This window comes from Muricoccus nepalensis (assembly GCF_006438825.1).
In the GTDB taxonomy this organism is placed as follows: domain Bacteria; phylum Pseudomonadota; class Alphaproteobacteria; order Acetobacterales; family Acetobacteraceae; genus Roseomonas; species Roseomonas nepalensis.
The window spans coordinates 270,835-294,837 of sequence record NZ_RCZP01000002.1; the positions used below are offsets into that span (position 1 = coordinate 270,835).

Below are 24,003 nucleotides of genomic sequence, written 5' to 3' on the forward strand. Positions count from 1 at the left end.
GGAGGGGCGCGCGGAAGTTCAACCTTGCTGCGGCCCGGCCCGGCCGCGGGCGCCGCGGGGCACCCGGCTTGCGGCGCGCGGGCCGGGTCCAGATATGCCGGCGACGATGACGATCCTCAAAGCCGGCCTTCTTCTCTTCTCCCTCTTCTACCTCCTGCCGCTCGGCATCTCCGCGGCGCTCTACGGCGCCAACGGCGCGGGGCGCGACTGGTGGGGCGCCGACCGGTCCAGCGCCGGGCTGCTGCCGCCCGCGGGCCGGAACGCGGGGGCGGTGGTGCGCGTCTTCGCGGCGCCCACCGTGCGCTGGCGCGGCATCTTCGCCGTGCATTGCTGGATCGTGTTCAAGCCCGAGGGCGCGGCGTCCTACACGCGCTACGACTACACCGCCTGGGGCGAGCCGATCCGGCTGAACGGCTTCGAGCCCGACGGCCGCTGGTTCGGCCAGACACCGGAAGTGGTCTTCGCGGCCGACGGCGCGGCGGCGGCGGCGCTGATCCCGCGCATGCGGGACGCCATCGCCGGCTACGCCTGGAGCAACCAGGGCGACTACCGCGCCTGGCCCGGCCCGAACTCGAACACCTTCGTCGCGGCGGTGATGGACGCCGTGCCGGGCATTCCCGTCACCCTGCCGCCGACCGCCGTCGGCAAGGACTACCCCTATGACGGCCGCTGGCTGCGCCCCACCGCCTCGGGCACGGGGCTGCGGCTGACGCTCGGCGGCTACGCCGGCGTCACGCTCGGCTGGGTGGAGGGAATCGAGGTGAACATCCTTGGCGCCGTCGCGGGAATCGACCTCCGGCGGCCGGCGATCAAGCTGCCCGGGCTCGGGCGGATCGGCACGCGGGGCCCCGACGGGTCCGGGACGCCGCCGGCGGTCGCGGCGGTGCCGTAAAAGACGGCTGAACGAGCCTTCAACCGGAAAAATCTTTGCGACACCGGTTCAATATCACAATGTCGTGTGCTATCTCACGAATATGTTCCGACATCGAGTCAAACTGCGCGTGGCCGACCTTCCGTCCCCACGCCGCAACGGCGCTTCGCGCCCTGGCCGGGCCTGACCGATGTCAGACGCCACAGGCCCCACCGCCCGCCGCCCGGTGGGCGCCCCCCCGGGGCGACGCGCCCACGGCCTGGCGCGGGAGCAGGCGATCATCGCCGCCGCGACCGACCTCTTCGCCGAGATCGGCCTCGACGCCACGACGCGCGAGCTGGCCGCGCGGCTCGGCATCACCCAGCCGCTGCTCTACCGCTACTTCGACAGCAAGGAGGCGCTGATCGAGCGCGTGCTGGAGGAGGAGTTCGCGGGCGAGTGGAACCCGGGCTGGGAGGCGCTCCTCGCCGACCGCGCGGTGCCGCTGCGCGAGCGGCTGGTGTCCTTCTACCTCGACTACGCGGCCGCGGTGCTCACCTACCGGCGCGTTCGCCTGCTGATGTTCTCGGGGCTGAAGGGCTTCGGGCCCGGCGCGCGCGCCATCGGCATGCTGCGCGAGCGCGTGGTGGAGCGCGTGCTGGCCGAGGGGCGCCACGCCTTCTCCCTGCCGCCCTCCCTGCCGTCGGACGACGACGCCGGGCGGGAGCGGGACGCGGAGCTCGTCTGGAACCTGCACGACTCGATCTTCGCCCTGGCGATGCGCCAGCACGTCTTCGGCCAGCCCGCGCCGCAGGACCTCCGCGCGACCATCGCGGACAAGGTGGACGCCTTCCTCGAGGGCGTGCCCGCCGGCATGGCCCGGCGGCCCGGCGGCCCGGCGGAGGCCGCCGGCTGGGCGGCCGAGAGCCTGGCGACGGGCGAGATGGTCTGGGCCGGCCCACCCGCCGTTCCGGCGCCCCGCCCGGCCAAGGAGCTGGGCGCGCTCGTCCTCGAAAAAAATGGGGGGACACCCCGGGCGGCGCACGACTAACCTCGCCTGCCCGGCGGAGACCGGGCGGGAGGGAAGGAATGCGCCGGGACGGACCCTTGCCGCGCTTCACGATGGCGGCGCCCCCCGGCGCCGCGCAGCATCCTGCCGGCCCGCAGGGGAGCGTCGAGGCGGCCTCCCTCGTCGGGCGCCGGGCGGCCCTGGCCGGTGCGCTGCTGGCGCCCGCCCTCCGCCCCGCCCGCGCGCAGGGCGCCTGGCCCGACCGGCCCGTGCGGATCGTGGTGCCCTTCACCCCCGGCGGCTCGACCGACATCATCGCGCGCGCCCTCGGCGCCGAGCTCCAGGCGGCGCTCGGCCAGCCCTTCGTCGTGGAGAACCGCGGGGGCGCGGGCGGCACGGTGGGGTGCGAGGCCGTCGCCCACGCGGCGCCCGACGGCTACACGCTGCTGATGGGGCATATCGGCACGCTGGCCGTGAACCCCTTCCTCTACCGCCTCTCCTACGACACCGTTTCCTCCTTCGCGCCGATCGTCCTGGCCGCGGTGGTGCCGAACGTGATGGTGGTGAACCCGCGCAAGGTTGAGGCGACGGGAATCGCGGAGCTGATCGCGCTCGCGAAGCGCCGGCCGGGCGCACTCGCCTACGGCTCCGGCGGGAACGGCTCGGCCGCGCACATCGCCATGGCCGCCTTCAACCTCGCGACCGGCACGGCGATGACGCACGTGCCCTACCGCGGCACGGCGCCGATGATGAACGACCTCATCGGCGGCACGATCGACCTCACCTTCACCGGCGGGCCGCCGGCGCTGCCGCCGGTGCGGGCCGGGCTGCTGCGCGCGCTCGGCGTGTCCTCGACCCACCGGCTCGCGGGCGCGCCGGAGATCCCCACCCTCGACGAGCAGGGCGTCACCGGCTTCGACGCGACGCAGTGGTACGGCCTGCTCGCGCCCGCCGGCACGCCGCGCCCGGTCGTCGAGCGGCTGAACGCCGAATCCGCGCGCATCCTGCAGGGCGAGGCGCTGCGGCCGCGGCTGGCGGCGGAGGGCGCCGAGGCCGCGCCCGGCACGCCCGGGTCCTTCCGCGACTTCATCCTCGCCGAGCGCGCGCGCTGGGGCGAGGTGGTACGCCGGGCTGACCTGCGCGCCGACTGACACGGAACAAGGGAAACGACGATGATCACACGCCGCCAGGCCGGGCTCGCGCTCGGCGCCGCCGCGCTGCTTTCCGCCGAGGCGCGCGCGCAGGGGGCGGCGCCTCCGGCGGCGGGCGCGGCGCCCTCCAATCCCGGCTACCACCGCTTCCGGGTCGGCGGCTTCACCGCGACGACGCTCTTCGACGGCACCGCGCGCATCCCCGTCGAGGGGCTCGTGCTGAACGCGCCGCTCGAGGCCGTGCAGAGCGTGCTCGCCGAGAGCTTCCTGCCGCGCGACCACTACGTCACGCCCTACACGATGACGGTGGTGAGCACGCCGCGCGGCACCGTGCTGTTCGACGCGGGCACGGGCGGGCAGCTCTCGCCCATGGCCGGCGTGGCCGCGGCCAACATGCGCGCGGCGGGGATCGACCCGGCCGCCATCGACCTCGTCGTGCTCACGCACTGCCACGGCGACCACATCACGGGGCTGACCACCGCGGACGGCCGCGCGGTGTTCGAGCGCGCGGAGGTGGTGATCCCCGAGGCGGAGTGGCGCTACTGGGGGGACGCCTCCAACGAATCCGCCGCGCCGGCGCGGCAGAAGCCGAACTTCGCCAACCTGGCCAAGCGCCTCGCGCCCTACCAGGGCCGCGTGCGCCGCGTGTCGGAGGGGCAGGAGGCGCTGCCGGGAATCCGCGCCGTGGCGACCCCCGGCCACTCGCCCGGGCATACCTCCTGGCACGTCGCGGACGGGGACGGGCAGCTCCTCGTGCTCGGTGACGTGACGCACCGGCCGGAGCTCTTCGCGCGCCGCCCCGCCTTCCACGCGATGTACGACTTCGACCCCGTGGCCGCCGAGGCAACGCGGCGCGCGGTGCTGGACCGCTGCGCGGCCGACCGCGTGCGCGTCACGGGCTACCACTTCCCCTTCCCCGCGAACGGCTTCATCGCGCGCGAGGCGGAGGGCTTCCGCTTCATGGCCGCGGACTGGACGGCGTGACGGCGCTCACCCGCCGCCTCGCGATCGGCGCCCTCGCGGCGCCGGCCCTGCCCCGCGCTGCGCGCGCGGCCTTCCCGGACCACGACGTGCGGCTGCTCGTCGGCTTCTCGGCGGGCGGTGCGGTGGACCTCGTGGCACGCCTGGTCGCGGAGCCGCTCCGCGCGGCGCTCGGCCAGAACGTGGTCGTGGAGAACCAGGCGGGCGCCTCCGGCCTCATCGCGGCCGAGGCGGCGGCGCGCGCCGCGCCCGACGGGCACACGCTCTACGTCGCGGCGATGAGCGCCTACGCGGTGCTGCCGCAGCTTCCCGGGCAGCGCATGCCCCTCGACATGGACCGGGACCTCGTGCCGGTCGGCAACGTCGCGGGCGTGCTGAACGCGCTGGTGGTCGCGCCGGGATCGCCCTTCCGCACGGTCGGGGCGCTGGTCGCGGCGGCGCGGGCGGCGCCGGAGCGGCTGACCTACGCCTCCACCGGCAACGGCACGAGCCAGCACCTGGCGGGGGAGCTCTTCTCCCGGCTCGCGGGCGTGCGGATGACGCACGTGCCCTATCGCGGCGGCTCGAACGCGATCGTCGACATCGCGGCGGGGCGGGTCGACATGATGTTCGGCAACTTCCCCGAGTTCATCGGCCAGATCCGCGACGGCGGCCTGCGGCTGCTCGCCTTCGGCGGCACCCAGGCCTCGCCCCTCTTTCCCGACGTGCCGCTCGTCCGCGACACCCTGCCGGGCTTCGAGGTGACGAGCTGGATCGGCCTCGCCGGGCCCGCGGGGCTGCCGGCGCCCGCGCTCGCGGCCTGGGACGCGGCGCTCGCGCGGGTGACGGCCGCGCCCGGGTTCCGCCGGCGCATCGCCGAGAGCGGGCTGGAGGTCCTCGCCCAGGACGGCGCGGCGTTCCGCGCGACGATCGCGGCCGACCGCCGGCGCTGGGGCGAGGTGATCCAGGGCGCGGGCATCCGGGCGGAGTAGGGGCCGGGCGCCCGGCCCGCCTCACGCCAGGGGCTGGAAGCCGATGCGCCGGAAGGCCTCCCGCGCGGCGCCGGAGGTGAAGAGGCGCAGCAGGGACCGCGCCGCCTCGTCGTCGCGCAGCGCGGCCACCTGGTAGACGGTCCAGAGCTGGAGCGGATCCGGCAGGAGGCCGGCGAGTCGCACGCCGGGGCGGTCGGTGATCTCGGTCGCCTGGCTGACGGCCAGCGGCACCTCGCCGCGCGCCGCGAGGGCGACGCCCTCCACGCCGAAGGGAACGAGGCGGAGCTTCGGCCGCATGGCCTCCGCGATGCCGAGGCGGTCCAGCACGCCCATGAAGTGGCGGCCGGCGGTCGCGCCGCGCGCCGGGTCGGCCACCGCGACGGAATCGGTGGCGAGAAGGGCGGCGCGGAGCGCCTCGGGCGTTCCGATATCGGGCGAGGGCCGCCCCGCCGGGGCCGCGAGGCCGACGCCGGTGCGCCCGACTGCGGCGACGCCGTCCACCGGAATCGCGACGCGGGCGCCAATGGCGGCGACGGCCTCGGCCGAGAGCAGGACGACCGCGGGGCGCTCGCCGGCCAGGACGCGGTCGCGGAGCGCGCCGACGGTGTCGTAGGCGGCCGCGGGCACGGGCTGCCCGGCGGCGCGGAGCCCCTCCTGCAGTTCCTCCACCGCGTGCTTCGTGGCGCCGGCGGCGAGGATGGTCGGCGGCGCGGCCTGGGCGTGGAGGAGGCGGGGGGCGAGCAGGCCCGCGAGCAGCGTCCGGCGGTCGATCACGGCGGCCTCCCCTGGTTCGCGTAGGATCTTGGCACGGGGGCGCGCGGCGGGAAGCCCGGCTCCCTAGTCCGCCTTGATGCCCGCCCGCGCGACAAGAACCTTGAAGCGCTCCATCTCGGCGGCGATCAGCGCACCGAAGGCCGCGGGCGAGCGGGGCGCGGGGTCGGCGCCCTCCGCCGAGAGCCGCTCGCGCATCTCGGGCCCGGCGACGACGGCGTTGATCCGCGCGTTCATCGCCTCCACGAGCGGGCCCGGCGTGCCGGCGGGGGCGACGAGGCCGTGCCACTGCACCAGCTCGAAGCCCGGCAGCGCCTCCCGCCCGACCGGCACCAGGCCGGGCAGGGAGGGGGAGGGGCCGGCCGCGCTGATGCCCAGCGCGACGAGCTGCCCGTCGCGGACCGCCGGCATGACCACGGGCGCTCCCGCGAAGGAGGCCTTGAGGCGGCCGGCGAGGAAGTCGGCCAGCATCGGCCCGTTGCCGCGGTAGGGGATGTGGACGAGGTCGATCCCCGCGGCGTCCGCGAAGGCGGCCATGGTGATGTGGGAGGCGGCGCCGTTGCCGGCGCTGCCGTACTCGATGCGGCCGGGGTTGGCGCGGGCGTGGGCGATGAACTCGGCCGCCGTGCGGACGGGCAGGGATGGATGCGCGGCCAGGACGCTCGGCAGCGTCGCGACGAGGGCGACGGGGGCGAAGTCGCGCACGGGGTCGTAGGTGATCTGCGGGTAGAGCCAAGGGTTCACCGCCAGCGTGCCGATATGGCCCCAGAGAAGCGTGTGCCCGTCCTTCGGCGCGCGGGCGACGGCGGTCGCGCCGACCACCCCGCCCGCGCCCCCGCGGTTCTCGATGACCACGGGGTTGCCGTTGAGGGCGACCTGCAGCCGCTGGGCCAGCGGGCGGGCCAGCAGGTCGTTCGACCCGCCGGGCGGGAAGGGCACGACGATGGTGACGGGGCGCTGCGGCCAGGCGGCCTCCTGCGCGCGGGACAGGGCCGGCGCGGCGAGGGCGGCGAGGGTGCCGGGCAGGAGGCGGCGGCGCAGCATGGGCGTGGTCCGGGGCCGTTTCGGGCAGTCTGCGGCCGGGCCCGGCGCCGCGGCAAGGCGGGTGGCGGGCGGGCGGGGCCGGGCCATGATGCGGGGAACGGAGGACGAGTCCCATGCGCCCCATCACCCTCACCCTGGCCTGCGCGCCCTACGACCGCGTGCGGCCGCTGTTCGACGGGCGCGTGCGCGTGGAGGGGGTGGAGATCGTGCCCGTGCCGCTGGCCTCCGAGCAGAGCTTCCCGCGGGCGGTGCAGCGGGCGGAGTTCGACGCGAGCGAGCTGTCGCTCAGCAGCCATCTCCTGCAGGTCTCGCGCGGGGAGGGGGAGTACGTGGCGCTGCCCGTCTTCGTCTCGCGCGCCTTCCGCCACGGGGCGATCTACCTGCGGCGCGACGCCGGGATCGCGCGGCCGAAGGACCTGGAGGGGCGGCTCGTCGGCATCCCCGAGTACCAGATGACGCTCGGCCTCTGGGTCCGCGGCATCCTCGCGGACGAGCACGGGGTGGACGTGAACGGGATTCGCTACCGCACGGCGGGCACGAACGCGGCGGGGCGGCGGGAGCGGCTGCCGCTGGAACTGCCCGCGGGGATGGACGTCGCGCCGCTCGCGGAGGGGGACACGCTGAACGCGGCGCTGCTGCGGGGCGCGCTGGACGCGATCTTCTCGCCCACCCCGCCCGAGGCCTTCGCGGCCGGCGACCCGCGCGTGGTCCGGCTCTTCCCGGACCCCAAGGCGGCGGAGATCGCCTACCACGCGCGGACGGGCTTCCACCCGATCATGCACGTCATCGGCGTGCGGGCCGCGGTGCTGGCGCGGGACCCGGGGCTGGCGCGGCGCCTCTACGAGGGCTTCGCCGAGGCGAAGCGGGTCGCGGTGGCGGAGTGGGACCGGTCGCTGCGGGCCTCGGCCCCGCCGGCGATGATCCCCTGGCTGCCCCAGGCCTGGGAGGAGGCGCGCGCCGTGCTCGGGCCCGATCCCTGGACCTACGGCGTCTCGGCCAACCGGGCGGAGCTGGAGGCGGTGCTGCGCTGGTCGGCGGCGCAGCACCTCGCGCGGCGGCGCCTGGCGATCGAGGAGGTCTTCGCGCCCGGCACGCTCGACACCTGAGGGTCAGGCGACCTCGGCGCGCTCCTCGAGGGCGTGGCGGTCGCGGATGGTCACCTGGCGGCCCGAGGGAAGGTCGATCAGACCCTCCTGCTTCAGCTTCGTCATCTGGCGGCTGACGGTCTCGATGGTCAGGCCGAGCACGTCCGCAATCTCGGCGCGGGTGAGCGGCAGGTCGAAGCTGGTGTCCCCCTCGGAGCAGCGCTGGCCGAGATGGCCCGCCAGGTCGAGGAGGAAGGTGGCCAGCTTCTCGCCGGCGGTCTTACGGCCGAGCAGCAGCATGCGCGCGCGGGCCTCGTCGAGCGCGGCGAGGGTGCGGCGGAGGAGAAGGCGCTCCATCCGCGCGTGGTGCTCGAGCGCGGCCTCGAAGGGCTTGCGCGGGAAGACGCAGAGATCGACCTCGGTGAGGGCTGTGACGCTCTGCTCCGCCTCCTCGGCGAAGGGGCGGCCGACGAAGTCGGAGGGGTAGAGGAGGCCGACGATCTGCTCCCGCCCGTCCGCGGTCGCGGCGCTGACCTTGAGGACGCCGGAGAGGAGGTTGGCGCAGACCAGCGCCTCCTCGCCCGCCCAGAGGAGGGTCTCGCCTTTATGCAGGTGCCGATTGCGGCCGAGATGGTTGAGGGTCTCGAGTTCCTCGTCGGACAGGCTGCCGCAGATGGAGCGGTCACGGACCCTGCAATCGCCGCAGATCTGCACCATGACACCCTCCCTCTCTTTGACACAAATGTGAGTATACGCTCGCACCCCCTCGGCCGGGGATAAAAAATGTGGATGGGCGGGTCGCGGTGGGCGAATGGCGGTGTGGTTGAACGATGTGCCATCGGCCCCGTCGCCCGCCTTGCGCCGCGCGCGCCCGGCGCCAGGATGGGCCCGACCGGGGGAGGGGATCGCGTGCGGGTTGCCGTATTCAGTGCCAAGCGTTACGATCGGGCCCTGCTGGCGGAGGCCAACGCCGCCCACGGGCACGACCTCACCTTCCAGGAGGCGCGGCTGGAGGCGGGGACGGTGTCGCTGGCCCAGGGCTACCCGGCGGTGAGCGTATTCGTGAACGACGAGGTGGACGCGGGCGTCCTCGCGGCCCTGGCGGCGGGGGGAACGCGGCTGGTCGCCACGCGCTCCACCGGCTTCAACCAGATCGACCTCGAGGCGGCGGCGCGCCATGGCATCCGGGTGGTGCGGGTGACCGACTACTCCCCCCATTCGGTGGCCGAGTTCGCGGTGGGGCTGCTGCTCGCGCTCAACCGCCACCTCCACCGCGCCTACGAGCGGACGCGCAGCGGCAACTTCGAGCTCGACGGGCTGATGGGCTTCGACCTGCACGGGCGGACGGTGGGGGTGGTCGGCACCGGGAAGATCGGGCGCGCCTTCGGGCGGATCATGGCGGGCTTCGGCTGCCGGGTGATCGGCCACGACCCCTGCCCGCACCCGGACTTCGAGGCCGCCGGCGCGCGCTACGCCCCGCTGGAGGCGGTGATGGGGGAGGCGGAGGTGCTCTCGCTCCACTGCCCTCTCACGCCCGCCACCCGGCACGTCGTGAACGCGGAGAGCCTGGCCCGGGTACGGCGCGGGCTGCTGCTGGTGAACACGAGCCGGGGCGGGCTGGTGGACACGCAGGCCGCGATCGACGCGCTGAAGGACGGGCGGCTCGGGGGGCTGGCGATCGACGTCTACGAGCAGGAGGCGGACCTCTTCTTCCGCGACCTCTCCTCCGAGATCATCTCGGACGACCTCATCCAGCGCCTCGTCTCCTTCCCCAACGTGCTGCTCACGGGGCACCAGGCCTTCTTCACCCGGGAGGCGATCGGGACGATCCTGGCGACGACGCTGGCCAGCATCACCGCCTTCGAGCGGGGCGAGGATCTGGTGAACGAGGTGCGGCCGCCCGGCGCCTGAGGGCGGCGCGGGGCCTCAGGCCTCCGCCGCCACCCCGGGCGCGTCCGGCAGGTTCCGCATGTGCAGGTAGGTCGGGTCGAACATCGCGAGCTCCTCCAGCGCCTCCCGGCGCAGCACGGCGATCATGGGCCGCTGCCAGGCGATCAGCTCGTCGCGCCGGAGGTCCTGCAGCACGCGGTTCACGTGCACGTTGGACAGGCCGAGCGCGTCCGCGATGTCCTGCTGCGTGACCGGCATCTGGAACACGCCCCCTTCCGCGAGGCCGACCGCCTCGAAGCGGAGGAGCATCTCGCAGATGAGGTGGGCGATCCGCTCGTGCGCGCTGCGGCGGCCGAGGCCGATCATCCAGGCGCGGAAGGTCGCGGCGTCGATCAGCGTCTCCCGCCAGAAGGCGTGGATCAGCCGCGGGTGCTGCTCGGTGGCGTGCTGGATGTGCTCGTGGGCGATGAAGGCGACCGTGCTCGGCATCATGGCGGCGACGCTGTGGTCCATGATCTGCAAGTGCAGGCTCTGCAGGTCCGGCACGTCGCCGGGCGGGTGGAAGGCGAGGATCTGGCGGCGGCCGTCGGGCAGCAGCGCGTAGCGGCAGACGAAGCCGGTGAGGACGAGGCAGCAGTGGCTCGGCCGGTCCCCGCCGCGCACGACGTCCTGGCCTTCCAGGAAGTCGCGCAGGATCATGGGCAGGTTCAGCAGGGCCTGGCGCTCGTCCTCGTCGAGGACGGTGGTGCTCTCCAGCCGGCGCAGCAGGCGGTGGCGTTCCGCAGAAGGGTTGGGTGGGGCCAAGCGCGGGTTCCTCGGGGTGTCGTGAGGGAAGCGGTCATTCCCCGAGGGCACTAGCCCCCAGTCGCTTAGAGCATGCAAGCGCCCGCTCCCCCGCTCACCTATGTGGGAATCCGGGAAGTGCAACAAACGGGGCCACGCCCGGGGTGGCGCGGGCCGCTGAGGGCGTGCCCCAGGGCCCGCCCTCAGCGGCCCGGCGCCGCCAGTTCCGCGGGGCGCGACGCGGCGGGGGGCTTCGGCGCCGCGCCGGGCTCGGGCACGGCCTCGGGCGGCGCGGCCGCAGCGGGGGAGAGGCGGCGGGTGATCAGCCGGGCGCCGCGCTGGAAGGTAAGGTAGCTCCAGAACCACTCGAAGGAGACGACGACGCGGCTGCGGAAGCCGATGAGGTAGTAGACATGGGCGAGGCCCCAGAACCACCAGCCGAGCCACCCCTTGAGCCGGAAGCCGTCCATCGCCACGACGGCGGAGCGCCGGCCGATGGTGGCGAGGTCGCCGTGGTGCCGGTAGGCGAAGGGCGGCGGCGCGAGCTCGCCCCGGGCGCGGGCGGCAATGACCTTGCCGACATAGCCGCCCATCTGCTTCGCCGCGGGGGCGTTGCCCGGGATCGGCCGGCCGGTGCCGTCCCTGGCGGTGACGAGGTCGCCGACGACGAAGATCTCGGGATGGCCGGGCACCGTCAGGTCCGGCCCGGCGGCGACGCGGCCCGCCCCGTCGCGCTCCGCCCCGATCCAGGCGCCGGCGGGGGAGGCGACGACGCCGGCTGCCCAGACCGTGCTGCTCGCCGCGATCCGCTCCGCGCCGTCGAGCACCACGCCGCCGGCGTCGCAGCCGGTTACGCGGGCGCCGGTGCGGATCTCCACCCCCATGCGGGCGAGGGAGCGCGCGGCGTAGGCGGAGAGGTCCTCGGGGAAGGAGGCGAGGAGGCGCGGGCCGGCCTCGACGAGGATGATCCGGGCGCGGCGGGGGTCGGCGCGGCGGAACTCGCTTTTCAGCGCCTGCCGCGCCAGCTCGGCCATGGCGCCGGCCAGCTCCACCCCCGTCGGGCCGCCGCCGACGACGACGAAGGTGAGGAGGCGCTGACGCTCGGCCTCGTCCGCCGCCATCTCCGCGCGCTCGAAGGCGGTGAGGAGGCGGCGGCGGATCTCGGTCGCATCCTCGATGGTCTTGATGCCCGGCGCGAAGGGCGCCCAGTCGTCGCGGCCGAAATAGGAGTGCGTGGCGCCGGTCGCGAGCACGAGGGCGTCGTAGGGGATGCTCGCGCCGTCGGCCCGGACGACGCGCGCCGCGGGGTCGATGCCCGTCACCTCGGCCATCAGCGTGGTCACGTTTGCCTGGCGGCGGAAGACGCTGCGGACCGGCCAGGCGATGTCGCCGGGGGAGAGGGCGGCGGTGGCCACCTGGTAGAGAAGGGGCTGGAAGAGATGGTGGTTCTGCCGGTCGACGATGGTCAGCTCCACCGGCGCGCGGGCGAGGGCGCGCGCCGCCTCCAGCCCGCCGAAGCCCGCGCCGACGATGACGACGCGGAGGGGATGCGCGGGCGGAGGGGAGGCGGTGTTCATGGGGAGGGACCTTGGAGGCGGCGGCGGCCCTGCGCGGGGGCGCCGCCGCCGGTTTTCGTCAGAACGCGGCCCTTCGGGGCCGGTTCCCCTCAGGCGGGCCGCTGCGTCCAGGCGAGGCAGCCGCCGCTGATGGCGGAGCTGCCGACGAGCAGGGCGCCGCCCCGGTAGAGCGCCAGCACCGAGCCGCCGTCGCGCAGGTCGACCGCGAGCAGGCCGCCGGAGGGGTCGCTCCAGGCCACGCGGCCGCCGGCGGCGATGGCGGCGGCGAAGGCCTGGTCCGGGGCGAGGCCTTCCCGGAAGAGCACGAGCACCGTCGTGCTGCCCGCCGGCGAGAGCGCGGCCACCGGCCCCGAGACGAGGGTGAGCGCGGCGAGGCCCGCCGCGACCGCCGTGCCGGCGCCGCCCCCCGGCGGTCCCTCGGGCCGCCGCCGCAGCAGGAAACCGAGGGCGAGGGGCGGCAGGCCGACGACCGCCAGCCAGCCGATGTCCCAGGCTAGCGGGTTGGGCACGTCCACCCGGATGCGGTGGATGCCGGCCAGCCAGTGGAAGACGGCCACGTCCACCACCTGCCAAACGCCGAAGCCGAGCAGCACCGCGCCGAGCAGCCGCGCGCCCGAGCGCCCGGCGACGCCGCGCCGCGCCCGCCAGAGCAGCCAGAGGCCGACCGCCGCGATGAGGTAGACGGCGACGTGGAAGAGGCCGTCGGCGAGGATCTGCGCGCGGATGTCGCGCAGCGCCTCCCCGGGCACGAGGGAGAGGAAGTGGTGCCACTGCAGCACCTGGTGGAGCATGATCCCGTCGAAGAAGCCGCCCAGCGCGAAGCCGAGCACCCCGGCCGCGAGCCCCGTGCCCGGCGCGTCCCGGCCGGGGGTGGGGACGGGCCTCACGGCGCTTCCTCGCTGCTCAGGGCGGCGAGGCGGCGGGCGCTAGCCTGGTACTCCTCGGCCGACATGCGGAGCAGCCGCGCCGCTTGGTACTCCGCGAGGTCGTGGGCGAGGCTCTCCAGCCGGAGCGTCTCCTGCGCCACGCGCTCGAGGGTGGCGGCCATGGCTGCGGCAGGCGCCGCGGCGGGCCCGATCCAGGAGGTGCCGCCGCGCGCACCCTTCCGAAGCCCGGCGAGGATGTACTCGACGCGGTGAACCGCCTCCTCCGCGTCCCGTTGGAGGGTGGCGAAGGCCTCGGCCAGGTCATCGGCCTCCGCGGCAAGGATCCAGCCCTCCGCGGCCTCGGCCAACGCCAGGCCGGTCGCGTGCGCGGCGCGCAGGCCTCGCGTGAGGGCGGCACGGGGATCGGCAGTGGCGTCGTCCGCGTGGTGGACCGCGATCGACGAGGTCCAGGCGGGCGGTGGGGCGGCGCTCCCGAGGGCGGGCTCGTTCACGGCCGGACGCTCGGCGGGTGGCGGGGCATCGGGTTGGCAAGCGGGCGGATGGCCTTGAACTCCCATCGATCGTCCGGCGACGGGCCGGGACCCCATGCTGCGTTCGGTCGAACAGAACGTTGTTAACCTGCGACAGGCTGCATATCCGGGGGACGCCACCTCCCCGAGCTGTGATCGTTCGGGGTGGTGGAGGGCCGACGGCGCGCCGGCTCGGAGGGGATTCGCGTTCCTCGCGCCGTTCGGCTATAAGCTTCTCAGGCCGTCGCGTGCTCCTCCAAGCGCCGACGGCCTAGGGCCGGCTTGAGGCACCCGCCTGCCTCGCCGGCCCGCCTTACGGCCCTCCTCCCGATCCAGTCGTCTGATCCTCGCGACCGTGGGCGGTTGGGTGGTGGCCTGCTCCGCCCGCGCGCCGCTGTCCGGGCGGGCCAAGGCAAGCTCGGGCACTTGGCCGAGCGGCTTGGAGATCATCGCCTCGTAGTCTCCCTTACCGCCAAGTGTGAGGACCGCGCCTCTAGCGGCGCTCGGGCACGGCGCCGTCCACGCCGTGCAGGAAGAAGGCCTTGGCGAACTCGTGCTTTTCCGGCGCCTGCGGGAAGCTGTCCGGGACGGGCAACCGCTTCTCCAATCCGCCTGGCTCCTCGACGGCGGTAAGCCATGGCTGCGGGCGCGTCGTGCCGCGCGCGATGAGGAGGGAGAGCATGTCCCTCATGCCGCGGTCATCGGTCAGGGTGCAGAGCCGCGTCGCCAGCACGCGCTTCGGCCGCGAGGTGCCGCGGGCGTCGACGTGGTTCGCGTTGACGGGCACGCCGTCGCGGATCTCGGGCGTGGCGCCCAAGCCCGTCGAGAGGATGCGGCGCAGGCTCGTGCCGTCAGCGCGGCGCCGGCCGCGCCGCGGGCGGTCAGGCCTGGCTGGCGAGGCCGCCGAGCGCGCGCGCGAGGGCGAGGGGATCGAAGGGCTTCTCCCAGTAGGGCACGCTCTGGAAGCGAACGGGGAGGAAGTCCCGCTCGTAGCCGGTGGCGAACATGAACGGGACGTCGCGGGCGATAAGGGCGTCGCCCACCGCGAAGGCCGCGTCGCCGTCGAGGTTCACGTCGACGACGGCGAAGTCGAGCGGTGCGCCGGTGCCGACGACGTCGAGCGCGGCGCGGAGCGTCGACACGGGGCCGACCACTTCCACGCCCTGCGCGCGGAGAGCGTCGGCCAAGTCGTCGGCGATGAAGAACTCGTCCTCCACGACGAGGATGCGAAGGCCGGACAGGCCCTCCGCCGGTGTTCCGGGGTGCAACTCCGGTCCGATTGTCCCGGCCAGGCCCGGCTTCATCGCCGCCATCGCCGCCTGCTCCTCCGGTAGGTTGTCTCTCTTGGTCACCGGCCGATCCCACCCATCACGCGGAGAGCGAACCACATACGTTAAGACTGTGATAGTTTGATAGACCTAAGGCTTCCCTTGGCCGGGTGTCGTGGCCGGAGCGGTGATGGACCCCTTGCATCCTAATCCATTGATTCTCAAGCTCGAGCAGTTCACGAAGCTCTCGCCGGAAGACAAGCACGCTCTCAACCTCGCGGCGTGCGAAGGCGTCCGGCAGATCGGCGCCCGGGCCGACATCATCCGCGAAGGGGACCGGCCGCAATCGCTGAACCTCATCCTCTCGGGCTGGGCCTGCCGCTACAAGCACCTCGAGGACGGCCGGCGGCAGATCATCTCGTTCTTCCTGCCGGGCGACCTCTGCGACAGCCACGTCTTCATCCTGCGCCAGATGGACCACTCCATCGGTTCCCTCACGCCCGTTACCTTCGCGCAGATTCCGCGACGCCGCGTGGACGAGATCACGCTGAAGCACCCGCGGATCACGCAGGCCTTCTGGTGGGACACGCTCGTCAACGCGGCGATCCAGCGTGAATGGGTCGTCAGCCTCGGCCAGCGCGACGCGCTCGAGCGGATGGCGCACCTCATGTGCGAGATCTTCCTTCGCCTCCAGGCCGTGGGGCAGACGGACGGCCACTCCTGCGACCTGCCGCTGACCCAGGCGGGCCTGGCGGACGCGATGGGTCTCTCGGTCGTGCACGTCAACCGGACGTTGCAGGAGTTACGATCGTCGGGGCTGATCGTTCTGAAGGGACGGACGCTCACGATCCCCGATCTGTCGGCGCTCCAGGACGCGGCGCAGTTCAACCCCAACTACCTACACCTCGACGCTGAGGGACGGCATTTCGATGCGAACGAGTGAGTTCCCCTCCGTGGCCGGGCCGGTGCCGGCGCCGCGGGGCAGCGCCGGCGGGGTGGGCCGCGGCCGGCCCATCGCCGCGACGGGGCGGCGATGACGGTCGCGGGGAACGACGCCGCCGGCGACTGGCCGGTCGGCGGGGGCGAGACCGGCGCGATGCTCCGGCGCGGGGCCTGGGCCGGCACGCCGCTGGGCGAGACCTGCCACTGGCCGCAGCCGCTCCGCACGGCCGTCGAGATCTGCCTCTCCTCCGCCTTCCCCTGCTTCGTCGCCTGGGGGCGCGAGCTGGCCCAGGTTTACAACGACGCGGCGATCCCCCTCGTGGACGGGCGGCACCCGGCGGTGTTCGGCCGGCCCCTCGGCGACGCCTGGCCGGAGGACTGGCCGGTGCCGCGGCCCCTCGTGGAGGGCGTCCTGCAGCACGGCGAGACCGTCTCGCGCGGGGACCTCGGCGGTCCTTCGGGCGAGAGGCGCTTCGCCCTCTCCTGCAACCCCCTGCGCGACGCCAGCGGCGCCGTGGCCGGGGTCTTCGCCACGATGGTCGAGACCGTGTGGCCGGGGCGGGCGGAGGAGGCGCGGGGCGCCTTCCTGCTGGACCTCGCCGACCGGCTGCGGCCCCTGGCGGAGCCGGACGCCATCCGCGCCACGGGGGCCGAGGCGCTGCGCCGCCACCTCGGCCTCGCCTCGGCCGGCTACAACCTTCTCGGGCCCGGCGAGGAGGAGGCCGGTGCGCCCGACGGGGCGGGCGTGCCCCCCTGGACGGACCGCCCGCTCCGCCTCGGCGAGATCGATGCGGCCGCCGCCGCGGCGCTGCGCGGGGAGGGCGACGTGTTCTTCGAGGGGAACGGCGCGCCGGCCGGGGCGGCCGTGCCGCTCCACGCCGCGGGCCGGCTGGTCGCCTGGTTCCGCGCCGCCGGCCCGGGGCCGCGGCCCTGGCCCGAGCACGAGCGCCAGCTGGTGCGCGAGGTGGCGGAGCGGATCTGGGACGCGGCCGAGCGGGCGCGGGCCGAGGCCGAGGCGCGCGAGGGGCGGCGGCGGCTGCGCTCCCTCGTCGAGGGCATTCCCGAGCTCGTCTGGCGCGCGCTGGACAGCGGCGAGTGGACCTGGTGCAGCCCGCAATGGACGACCTACACCGGGCAGCCGGAGGCGGAGGCGCGGGGCTACGGCTGGCTCGACACGGTGCACCCCGAGGACCGCGAGGCCGCCGTCGCGGCTTGGCGCAAGTCCCGCACGGCCGGCGAGTTCCGCGTCGACTTCCGCATCCTCCACGCCGAGGACGGGGAGTACCGCTGGTTCCAGACGCGCGCGACGCCGGTGCGCGACGAGCGCGGCGCGGTGCTCGAGTGGCTCGGCGCCTCGACCGAGGTGGACGAGCTGCGGCGGATGGCGCAGCACCAGCGCCTGCTGCTGGCCGAGCTGCAGCACCGCGTGCGCAACACGCTGAGCGTCATCCGCTCGATCATCCGGCGGACGGTGCTGGCGAGCGAGAGCCTCGACGACCTCGCCATGCACCTCGACGGCCGGATCGACGCCTTCTCGCGCGTGCAGGCGGCGGTGACGCGCAACCCGGAGCGCGGGATCGACCTCGCCCAGCTCGTCGCCGACGAGCTGCTCGCCTACTCCGCGCGCGAGGGCAAGCAGGTGCGCATCGGCGGGCCGGCGGTCGCGCTGCGGCCGAAGGCGGCGGAGACGATGGCGCTGGCGATCCACGAGCTGGCGACGAACGCGGTCAAGTTCGGCGCGCTCTCGACGCCGCAGGGGCGGGTCGAGGTGGAGTGGCGGACCGACCTTTCGGAGGCGCCGCGCCTTCTCTTCGACTGGCGGGAGAGCGGCGTGACGGAACCCGTCCGGGAGAGCGAGCGCCGCGGCTTCGGCACGGAGCTCTTCGACCGCACGCTGCCCTACGAGCTGAGCGCCGAGGTGGAGCACCACCTCGCGCCCGACGGCCTGCGCTGCACGATCTCGCTCCCCCTCACGGAGCGCGTGGTCAAGGAGGAGACGCTGCGCGAGCTCGGCCTCGCGCCGCGGCCGGCCTGAGGGGCGCCTCCCGCGATCAGCCCAGCCCGAGCTTCCCGAGCGCGGCGAGGAGGGCGGGCGTGGCGATCGGCTTCTCGAGGTGCGGGGCCGCGCCGAAGCGGGGATCGAGGCTGCCGGGGTCGTAGCCGGTGGTGAAGACGAAGGGGATGCCGGCCGCCTGCAGCGCCTCGGCGACGGTGTAGACCTCCTCGCCGTCGAGGTTCACGTCAAGGAGCGCGAGGTCCGGCCTCTCCCGCCCCAGGGCGGCGAGGGCGCCGGGCACGGTCGAGAAGGGCCCGAGGACCTCCCCGCCGAGGCGCTCGATGAGCAGGCGCATGTCGTCGGCGAGGAGGTACTGGTCCTCGACGACGAGGACGCGGCGCCCGGCAAGGATCGGCGGCGGCGCGCCGTTCGTCATGGCGGGGCCGCCCGCGGCATCTCTGCTTTCCTTCCGGTGTCGCGCGGCACGGCCATCGGCGGCCGCCGGGCGCCCAGCGCAATGACGCGCGGGCCGGAGGGAAGTTCCATCGCGCGGCAGGCGGCGTCGGGCGCGGCGACGGTGCCGGGGGCGCCGGATGGCGACCCAGCGGTCAGCACGATGCCGAGGACCGGACGGCGGCTGCGTCGCGCCGGTGGGCTCGCCCGGTGCCCTTCCTCAGCCCCTTGCCGCGCCGCCCGGGGCCTCGCGGGCGGGGGCGGTGTCCGCGAAGTCCGGCACGGTCGAGACGAGGTGGGCGCCGACGGCGAGGGCGGCCCATTCGGCGTTGCCCGCGCGCAGCGCCGCGATGATCTCGCGGTGCTGCCGGTTGGAGCGCCCGATGCCCACGGTCTCGTTCAGCCGGTAGCGCTTCAGGAGGACGAGCGGCGCCTGGCACATGCGCAGCAGCATCGCCTCCAACCGGGGCGAGCGCGCGGCGCGGGTGAGGACGAGGTGGAAGCGGGTGTTGAGCTCGGCGAAGCGGGCGAGGGCCGCCTCGTCGGGCTCGCCGATGGCCTCCATCGCCTCGGCGAGGCGCTCCATCTCGGCGACCTCCTCCGCGGTGATGCGCGGGGCGGCCTTCCGGGCGGCGTGGCCCTCAAGAAGGATGCGGAGTTCGAAGACCTCCCGGATCTCCTCGGGGCCGAGAGCCGCGACGAAGCTGCCCTGGTTGCGCGCGCTCTCGACCAGCCCGTCCGCGAGCAGGCGGCGCAGCGCGTCGCGGATGGGCGTGCGGCTGACGCCGATCTCGGCCGCCAGCACCTCCTCGCGGAGCGGCGCGCCCGGCGGGAAGGCGCCGTCGAGGATGCGGGCGCGGATGCCGAGATAGGCGCGCTCCGCCGCGTTGGGCATCCTAGAAATCCGACAGCAGGCGGCCGAAGCCCTCGAGGCGGTCCTCGATGCCGTTGGCGCGCAGCGCGTGCCACCAGGTCGCGGTGTTGATGGCGATGACGGGCTTGCCGAGCCACATCTCCGCCGCAGCCGCGAGACGCACCATGGAGAGGTTGGTGCCGACCTGCACGATGGCGTCGACATCCGGCCCGTCGAGCTCACGCAGGCGCTCGCGCAGCACGTCCGGCGGGACCTCGGCGATGGCGGTCCAGGAGGGGCATTGCAGGCAGAGGTCGCGCACGACCTCGAAGCCCTCCTCCTCGAAGTAGTTCCGGACCTCCGCGTTGGCGACGGGGAAGTAGGGCGAGAGAAAGGCGATGCGGCGCGCGCCGTAGCGCTGCAGCGCCGCGGTGCTGGCGAGGCTGCCGCAGCTCAGGCTGACGCCGGCCTCGCGCTCCACGCCGTCGCGGAAGGCGAGGGCGCCGGCCTTGCCGCCGAAGAAGGTGACGGCGGACATGCCCATGACGAGGTAGTCGGGCGCGCAGGTCATGACGCTGCGCACAGCGTCGATCACGCCCTCCGCGATCCGCTGCGCGCCGGCGGCGAAGCTCTCGTTGCTGACGGCCTGGGCGTTGGGCGTGAAGATGCGGCTGTAATGCGCGGTGACGCCGGGCGGGCGCATCATGTCGAAGTCGGGCTGCACGACCGTGTTGGTGGAGGGGCCGAGCACGCCGAACTTGGCGCGGTAGCCGAGGATGTCTGGCATTCCAGGATTCTCCTTTGATGATGTCGTGGTGATGGTCATCGGGCTGGCGGCGTGGCGCGATCCCTGCATTGATCGCGCGGCATCAACCAACCCTGCCCTGAAGGACGACCGCCATGGCCCGCACGCTTCCCCTTCCCCGCCGCCGCAACCTGCTGGCCGCGGCCGGCGCGCTCGCGCTCCCGGGCGCCGTGGTGCCGGGGGGCGCGCGCGCCCAGGACGGCTGGCCGTCGCGCACGATCCGCTTCATCGCGACCGGCCCGGCGGGCGGCGCGGGCGACGTGCTCTCGCGGCTGCTGTGCGAGCGGCTGACGGCGCGGCTCGGCCAGTCCGTGGTGGTGGAGAACCGGCCCGGCGCGGGGACGAACATCGGCATGGCCGCGATCGCGCGCAGCGCGCCGGACGGCTACACGATCGGCCTCGCCTCCATCGCGTCCAACGCGGTGAACCGCTGGCTCTACAAGTCCCTGCCCTTCGACCCCGAGAAGGACGTGGTGCCGGTCTCGCTCATCGCGCTGACGCCGAACCTGATGGTCGTCTCGCCCTCCCTGCCGGTGCGCGACGTCGCGGAGTTCATCGCCTACGCGAAGGCTCACCCGCGGGAGCTGAACTACGGCTCCGTCGGCGCGGGATCGTCGCAGCACCTCGCTGGCGCGCAGTTCGCGCTCGCCAACGGGCTGCAGATGCAGCACGTCCCCTACAACAACTCCGGCCAGCTCAACTCGGACATGATCGAGGGGCGGGTGCAGGTGCTGTTCCAGTCCGTCTCCGCCGTGGCCGAGATGGCGCGCAGCGGCCGCATGCGCCCGCTGGCGGTGACGGGCACGGAGCGGCAGGCCGCCTTCCCGGAGGTGCCGACGCTGCGCGAGGCCGGCGTGGACATCACCTCCATGGGCTGGTTCGGTATCGTCGCGCCCGCCGGCGTGCCGGAGCCGGTGCTCGACCGGCTGAACCGCGAGACGGTGGCGGCGCTGGGCGAGCCCGACCTGCGCCAGCGCATCATCGACCTCGGCTCCATCCCCCGCCCGACGACGCGGGAGGAGTTCGGGCGCTGGATGGCCGAGGAGAGCGCGAAGTGGCGCCCCGTCGTCGAGGCGACGGGCGCGACCGCGGAGTAGCGCAGGCAGGGGCCGCGCCGGGCGCCGCCGCATCAGGCGACGGCGTCCAGCTCCCGGAGGGAGCGGATCATCGAGGTCCGCATGAGGTATTCCTTGTGGCGCACCGGGTCCTCGGCCGTCCGGCGGAGATCGTCGAGGGCGGCCTGGCGCACGGCGGGGTCGCGCTGGTTGAGCGTCGCCCGGTTGCGCAGCGCCTGCTGCTGCACGACGTCGAGCGCGACCTTGCGCCGCTGGCGCTCGTAGCGGCCGAGCAGCGCCGGATCGGCGCCGCGCAGCACCTCCACGAGCTTGTCCGCGAGGTTGAAGGCGTCGTGGATGCCGCCGTTCATGCCCATGCCGCCGAGCGGGTTGTTCACGTGCGCGGCGTCGCCCGCCAGCAGGATGCGGCCAACGGCGTAGCGCTCCGCCACGCGCTCGTGCACGCGGTAGGCCGTGCGGTGGCGCACCTCGAAGCGGCCTGCGTGGGGCAGGACCCGCTGCATGCGCTCCTGGATGCGATCCTCCGACAGCATCACCTCCTCTGGCTCCGACGGATCGGTCGGCAGGAGCAGGCGCCAGAGGCTCGCGGTGCGGAGCAGCACGAACCACTCCTCCGGGTCCGAGATGTAGGCGATGTTCGAGAGGCCGGGGATGGCCTCGTGGAAGGGGAAGGTCGTCGAGAGCGTGAGGTAGAGCTCCGGGATGGTCTGCCCGCCGAAGTCGACGTCGAGCGACTTGCGGATTGCGCTGCGGGCGCCGTCCGCGCCGATGAGGTAGGCGCCCTCCAGCGTCTCCTGGCTGCCGTCCTCGCGCTCCACCACCAGCCGCACGCCGTCGGCGTCCTGCGCGGCCGAAACGGCGCGGGCGTCGTAGAGGAAGCTCACGTCCGGGTTCGCGAGGAGGCGGTCGCGCAGCAGGCGGGTGAGGCGCCACTGCTCGCATTGCAGGCGGTAGGGGTGGTCCGTCTCGCCGGCGAGAAGGGCCATGTCGAAGGTGGCGACGGGCCCCGCGTGCCGGTCGCGGTACTGCCAGTGGCGGCAGATCAGGCCCTGCTCGATCAGCGGCGCGGAGGCGCCGAAGCGGTCGAGCATGTCGAGCGTGGGCGGGTGGAAGGTCGAGGCGCGCAGCCCGTCCGGCAGGTCGCGCTCGGCCTCCACGACGAGGACGGGGATGCCGGCCTCGGCCAGGCAGGCGGCGGCCACCAGGCCGACTGGGCCGGCGCCGGCGACGAGGACCCGGTTCATGCCGCGCCACCCCGGGCGTGGCGGCGGGGCCGGCCGGTTGCTCTGTCCGTTGTCATGGCGCGGCCCCCTTTGCGCGGCGTGCCAGGGGCATCGGCCCCCTGGTTTCCCTGGAATGGGATCGCCGACTGTGTACAACCGCGCCGAGGAGGGCAAGAGAATTGCCCCGTCTGCCCGATTTAAGATTGGCCACTTCCCGCTATTGTGCACAATCACGTGCCGAAGGGCCGGAAGGGCTTTCCAGGCCCTCTCTGGCCGGGGACAACCTCCCCGCGCGTCCACGGCCCCTGCCGTCCCCGAGCGGCGCCAGGGGCGAATGCGCTAGAGGGGCTGGTCCCCGGGAAGGAGACATCCATGGCTGATCCGTCGCTCAAGGCCGCGCTCGACGCGGGGCGCTTCGTCGTCGCGCCCGGCATCTTCGACATGATCTCGGCGCGCGTGGCGGACGGGCTGGGCTTCACGGCGCTCTACGCCACCGGCTACGGCACCGTGGCCTCCCACCTCGGCATCGCCGACGCGGGGGTCGCCACCTATTCCGACATGGTCTCGCGCATGGGGCGCTTCGCCCAGGGCTGCCGCACGCCGGTCATCGCGGACGCCGACACGGGCTATGGCGGGCTGCTGAACGTGCGCCACACCGTCATGGGCTACGAGGGCGCCGGCGTCACCGCGATCCAGATCGAGGACCAGGAGGTGCCGAAGAAGTGCGGGCACACGCCGGGCCGCCGCGTGATCGCCGCCCGCGACATGGCGCTCAAGATCGAGGTGGCGGCCGAGGCGCGGCGCGACCCGAACTTCCTTATCATCGCCCGCACCGACGCGCGCACGGGCCTCGGCCTCGACGAGGCGATCGAGCGCGGCAAGCTCTACCGCCGCGCCGGCGCCGACATCGTCTTCATCGAGAGCCCCGAGAGCGAGGACGAGATGAAGCGGATCGGCCAGGAGATCGACGCGCCGCTGCTGGCCAACAACGTCGAGGGCGGCCGCACGCCGATCCTGCCGGCGGAGCGGCTGAAGGCGATCGGCTACGACATCGCGATCTTCCCCGCGATCGGCTTCCTGGCGGCGGCCGCGGCCTTCGAGCGGGTCTACACGCACCTGCGCGACCACGGCGACAGCAACGACCGGCCCGCCGGCGACGACTACGGCTTCGGCCGCATGAACGAGCTCATGCAGTTCCCGGAGGTCTGGGAGTTCGAGCGCCGCTGGGCGCGCGAGGAGGGGTGATGGAGGGCGAGCTCGACATCTACCGCCAGCAGGGCTTTGCAACGCCGCTCGGCCTCGGCCAGGCGCCGGCCGTGCTGGTGATCGACTTCGTGCACGGCTTCACCGATCCCGCGCATTTCGGCGGCGGCAACATCGGGGAGGCGATCGGGCGCACGGTGGAGCTTCTCGCCCTCGCGCGCGCGCGGGGCTGGCCGGTCGCGCACACGCGCGTCGTCTACGCGGACGACGGCTCGGACGGCGGCGCCTTCGCCATGAAGGTGCCGGCGCTGCTGACGCTGACCGAGACGAGCCCGCTCTCCCAGATCGTGCCCGAGGTGGCGCCCGTGAAGGGCGAGACGGTGTTCCGCAAGCGGCACGCGAGCGCTTTCTTCGGCACCGACCTCGGGGCCTGGCTCTCCTTCCGGCGGATCGACACGCTGCTCGTCGCGGGCTGCACCACCAGCGGCTGCGTGCGGGCGAGCGTGATCGACGCCTCCGCGAACAACATGCGGCCGGTGGTCGTCACCGACTGCGTGGGCGACCGCGCCATCGGCCCGCACGAGGCGAACCTCTTCGACATGGGCCAGAAATACGCGGACCTGATGTCGCTCGAGGAGCTGCGCCGGGCCGTGACGGGCAACGCCCCGGCCTGAGG

25 protein-coding genes are annotated in these 24,003 nt (G+C 74.2%); 12 read left to right on the forward strand and 13 right to left on the reverse strand.

Features of this window, described 5'->3' with window-relative positions; genetic code table 11:
* Positions 1-106 precede the first annotated feature (106 nt).
* The 5 genes from EAH89_RS03475 (at position 107) to EAH89_RS03495 (ending at position 4,962) form a co-directional block, all read left to right on the forward strand.
* Positions 107-892 carry a DUF3750 domain-containing protein gene (locus tag EAH89_RS03475; RefSeq protein ID WP_140881373.1) on the forward strand — a complete coding sequence of 262 codons (786 nt, stop codon included), beginning with the start codon at positions 107-109 and terminating at the stop codon, positions 890-892.
* 169 nt (positions 893-1,061) lie between these two features.
* Entirely contained in the window at positions 1,062-1,901 is an 840-nt protein-coding gene (locus EAH89_RS03480) for a TetR/AcrR family transcriptional regulator (RefSeq protein WP_140881374.1), read from the forward strand.
* A gap of 56 nt (positions 1,902-1,957) precedes the next feature.
* Entirely contained in the window at positions 1,958-3,010 is a 1,053-nt protein-coding gene (locus EAH89_RS03485; protein WP_241666841.1) for a Bug family tripartite tricarboxylate transporter substrate binding protein, read from the forward strand.
* A gap of 21 nt (positions 3,011-3,031) precedes the next feature.
* The gene (locus EAH89_RS03490) at positions 3,032-3,994 is read left to right on the forward strand and encodes an MBL fold metallo-hydrolase (protein ID WP_140881375.1); all 963 of its coding nucleotides are present in this window, start codon (positions 3,032-3,034) and stop codon (positions 3,992-3,994) included.
* Positions 3,991-4,962 carry a Bug family tripartite tricarboxylate transporter substrate binding protein gene (locus EAH89_RS03495; protein WP_161993464.1) on the forward strand — a complete coding sequence of 324 codons (972 nt, stop codon included), beginning with the start codon at positions 3,991-3,993 and terminating at the stop codon, positions 4,960-4,962. Before EAH89_RS03490 ends, EAH89_RS03495 begins: the two co-directional genes overlap by 4 nt.
* Positions 4,963-4,983: 21 nt before the next feature.
* On the opposite strand, the gene EAH89_RS03500 is transcribed toward EAH89_RS03495, so the two are convergent.
* On the reverse strand, positions 4,984-5,736 hold the full coding sequence (locus EAH89_RS03500) for a molybdate ABC transporter substrate-binding protein (RefSeq protein ID WP_161993465.1): 753 nt from the start codon (positions 5,734-5,736) through the stop codon (positions 4,984-4,986).
* 63 nt (positions 5,737-5,799) lie between these two features.
* The gene (locus EAH89_RS03505) at positions 5,800-6,777 is read right to left on the reverse strand and encodes a Bug family tripartite tricarboxylate transporter substrate binding protein (RefSeq protein ID WP_161993466.1); all 978 of its coding nucleotides are present in this window, start codon (positions 6,775-6,777) and stop codon (positions 5,800-5,802) included.
* Positions 6,778-6,890: 113 nt separating this feature from the next.
* On the opposite strand from EAH89_RS03505, the gene EAH89_RS03510 reads away from it, so the two are divergent.
* On the forward strand, positions 6,891-7,883 hold the full coding sequence (locus EAH89_RS03510; protein WP_140881379.1) for a substrate-binding domain-containing protein: 993 nt from the start codon (positions 6,891-6,893) through the stop codon (positions 7,881-7,883).
* Positions 7,884-7,886: 3 nt separating this feature from the next.
* Here the strand turns inward: EAH89_RS03510 and EAH89_RS03515 are convergent, their stop codons facing one another.
* Positions 7,887-8,579, reverse strand: a complete 693-nt coding sequence (locus tag EAH89_RS03515) for a Crp/Fnr family transcriptional regulator (RefSeq protein WP_140881380.1) — start codon at positions 8,577-8,579, stop codon at positions 7,887-7,889.
* A 192-nt stretch (positions 8,580-8,771) separates the two neighbouring features.
* Between EAH89_RS03515 and EAH89_RS03520 the strand changes: the two genes are divergently transcribed.
* Positions 8,772-9,773, forward strand: a complete 1,002-nt coding sequence (locus tag EAH89_RS03520; RefSeq protein WP_140881381.1) for a 2-hydroxyacid dehydrogenase — start codon at positions 8,772-8,774, stop codon at positions 9,771-9,773.
* A 15-nt stretch (positions 9,774-9,788) separates the two neighbouring features.
* Here the strand turns inward: EAH89_RS03520 and EAH89_RS03525 are convergent, their stop codons facing one another.
* The 6 genes from EAH89_RS03525 to EAH89_RS03550 all read right to left on the reverse strand — a co-directional run bounded on the left by EAH89_RS03525 (position 9,789) and on the right by EAH89_RS03550 (position 14,860).
* Positions 9,789-10,556, reverse strand: coding sequence for a Crp/Fnr family transcriptional regulator (locus EAH89_RS03525; RefSeq protein WP_206667436.1), 768 nt, complete (start codon positions 10,554-10,556; stop codon positions 9,789-9,791).
* Positions 10,557-10,738: 182 nt separating this feature from the next.
* A complete protein-coding gene (locus EAH89_RS03530) occupies positions 10,739-12,112 on the reverse strand; it encodes an NAD(P)/FAD-dependent oxidoreductase (protein ID WP_140881382.1) in 1,374 nt (457 codons plus the stop codon).
* 89 nt (positions 12,113-12,201) lie between these two features.
* Positions 12,202-12,999 carry a DUF2243 domain-containing protein gene (locus tag EAH89_RS03535; RefSeq protein WP_206667437.1) on the reverse strand — a complete coding sequence of 266 codons (798 nt, stop codon included), beginning with the start codon at positions 12,997-12,999 and terminating at the stop codon, positions 12,202-12,204.
* Positions 12,996-13,490 (reverse strand): hypothetical protein, encoded by a 495-nt coding sequence (locus EAH89_RS03540; protein WP_140881383.1) that lies wholly within the window; start codon positions 13,488-13,490, stop codon positions 12,996-12,998. Before EAH89_RS03540 ends, EAH89_RS03535 begins: the two co-directional genes overlap by 4 nt.
* 511 nt (positions 13,491-14,001) lie before the next feature.
* The gene (locus tag EAH89_RS03545) at positions 14,002-14,325 is read right to left on the reverse strand and encodes a manganese catalase family protein (protein ID WP_161993467.1); all 324 of its coding nucleotides are present in this window, start codon (positions 14,323-14,325) and stop codon (positions 14,002-14,004) included.
* Between the two features lie 64 nt (positions 14,326-14,389).
* Positions 14,390-14,860: a response regulator gene (locus EAH89_RS03550; RefSeq protein WP_241666842.1), complete on the reverse strand. Its 471-nt coding sequence runs from the start codon at positions 14,858-14,860 to the stop codon at positions 14,390-14,392.
* Between the two features lie 106 nt (positions 14,861-14,966).
* Here EAH89_RS03550 and EAH89_RS03555 point away from each other — a divergent pair, with 106 nt between their 5' ends.
* Positions 14,967-15,719: a Crp/Fnr family transcriptional regulator gene (locus tag EAH89_RS03555; protein WP_140881385.1), complete on the forward strand. Its 753-nt coding sequence runs from the start codon at positions 14,967-14,969 to the stop codon at positions 15,717-15,719.
* Positions 15,720-15,809: 90 nt separating this feature from the next.
* The gene (locus tag EAH89_RS03560) at positions 15,810-17,753 is read left to right on the forward strand and encodes a PAS domain-containing sensor histidine kinase (protein ID WP_140881386.1); all 1,944 of its coding nucleotides are present in this window, start codon (positions 15,810-15,812) and stop codon (positions 17,751-17,753) included.
* A 16-nt stretch (positions 17,754-17,769) separates the two neighbouring features.
* Here the strand turns inward: EAH89_RS03560 and EAH89_RS03565 are convergent, their stop codons facing one another.
* From EAH89_RS03565 to EAH89_RS03575, 3 genes are all read right to left on the reverse strand, one after another.
* On the reverse strand, positions 17,770-18,150 hold the full coding sequence (locus EAH89_RS03565; protein WP_140881387.1) for a response regulator: 381 nt from the start codon (positions 18,148-18,150) through the stop codon (positions 17,770-17,772).
* Between the two features lie 237 nt (positions 18,151-18,387).
* Positions 18,388-19,062, reverse strand: coding sequence for a GntR family transcriptional regulator (locus tag EAH89_RS03570; RefSeq protein WP_140881388.1), 675 nt, complete (start codon positions 19,060-19,062; stop codon positions 18,388-18,390).
* Position 19,063: 1 nt separating this feature from the next.
* Complete coding sequence (locus EAH89_RS03575; protein ID WP_140881389.1) at positions 19,064-19,807, reverse strand: maleate cis-trans isomerase family protein; 744 nt, start codon at positions 19,805-19,807, stop codon at positions 19,064-19,066.
* A 113-nt stretch (positions 19,808-19,920) separates the two neighbouring features.
* Between EAH89_RS03575 and EAH89_RS03580 the strand changes: the two genes are divergently transcribed.
* Positions 19,921-20,922, forward strand: coding sequence for a Bug family tripartite tricarboxylate transporter substrate binding protein (locus tag EAH89_RS03580; protein ID WP_140881390.1), 1,002 nt, complete (start codon positions 19,921-19,923; stop codon positions 20,920-20,922).
* A 32-nt stretch (positions 20,923-20,954) separates the two neighbouring features.
* Here the strand turns inward: EAH89_RS03580 and EAH89_RS03585 are convergent, their stop codons facing one another.
* Positions 20,955-22,145, reverse strand: a complete 1,191-nt coding sequence (locus EAH89_RS03585; RefSeq protein ID WP_140881391.1) for an FAD-dependent oxidoreductase — start codon at positions 22,143-22,145, stop codon at positions 20,955-20,957.
* Positions 22,146-22,496: 351 nt separating this feature from the next.
* Here EAH89_RS03585 and EAH89_RS03590 point away from each other — a divergent pair, with 351 nt between their 5' ends.
* A complete protein-coding gene (locus EAH89_RS03590; RefSeq protein WP_140881392.1) occupies positions 22,497-23,369 on the forward strand; it encodes an isocitrate lyase/PEP mutase family protein in 873 nt (290 codons plus the stop codon).
* A complete protein-coding gene (locus EAH89_RS03595) occupies positions 23,369-24,001 on the forward strand; it encodes an isochorismatase family protein (RefSeq protein ID WP_140881393.1) in 633 nt (210 codons plus the stop codon). The genes EAH89_RS03590 and EAH89_RS03595 overlap by 1 nt, the downstream gene beginning before the upstream one ends.
* Positions 24,002-24,003 lie beyond the last annotated feature (2 nt).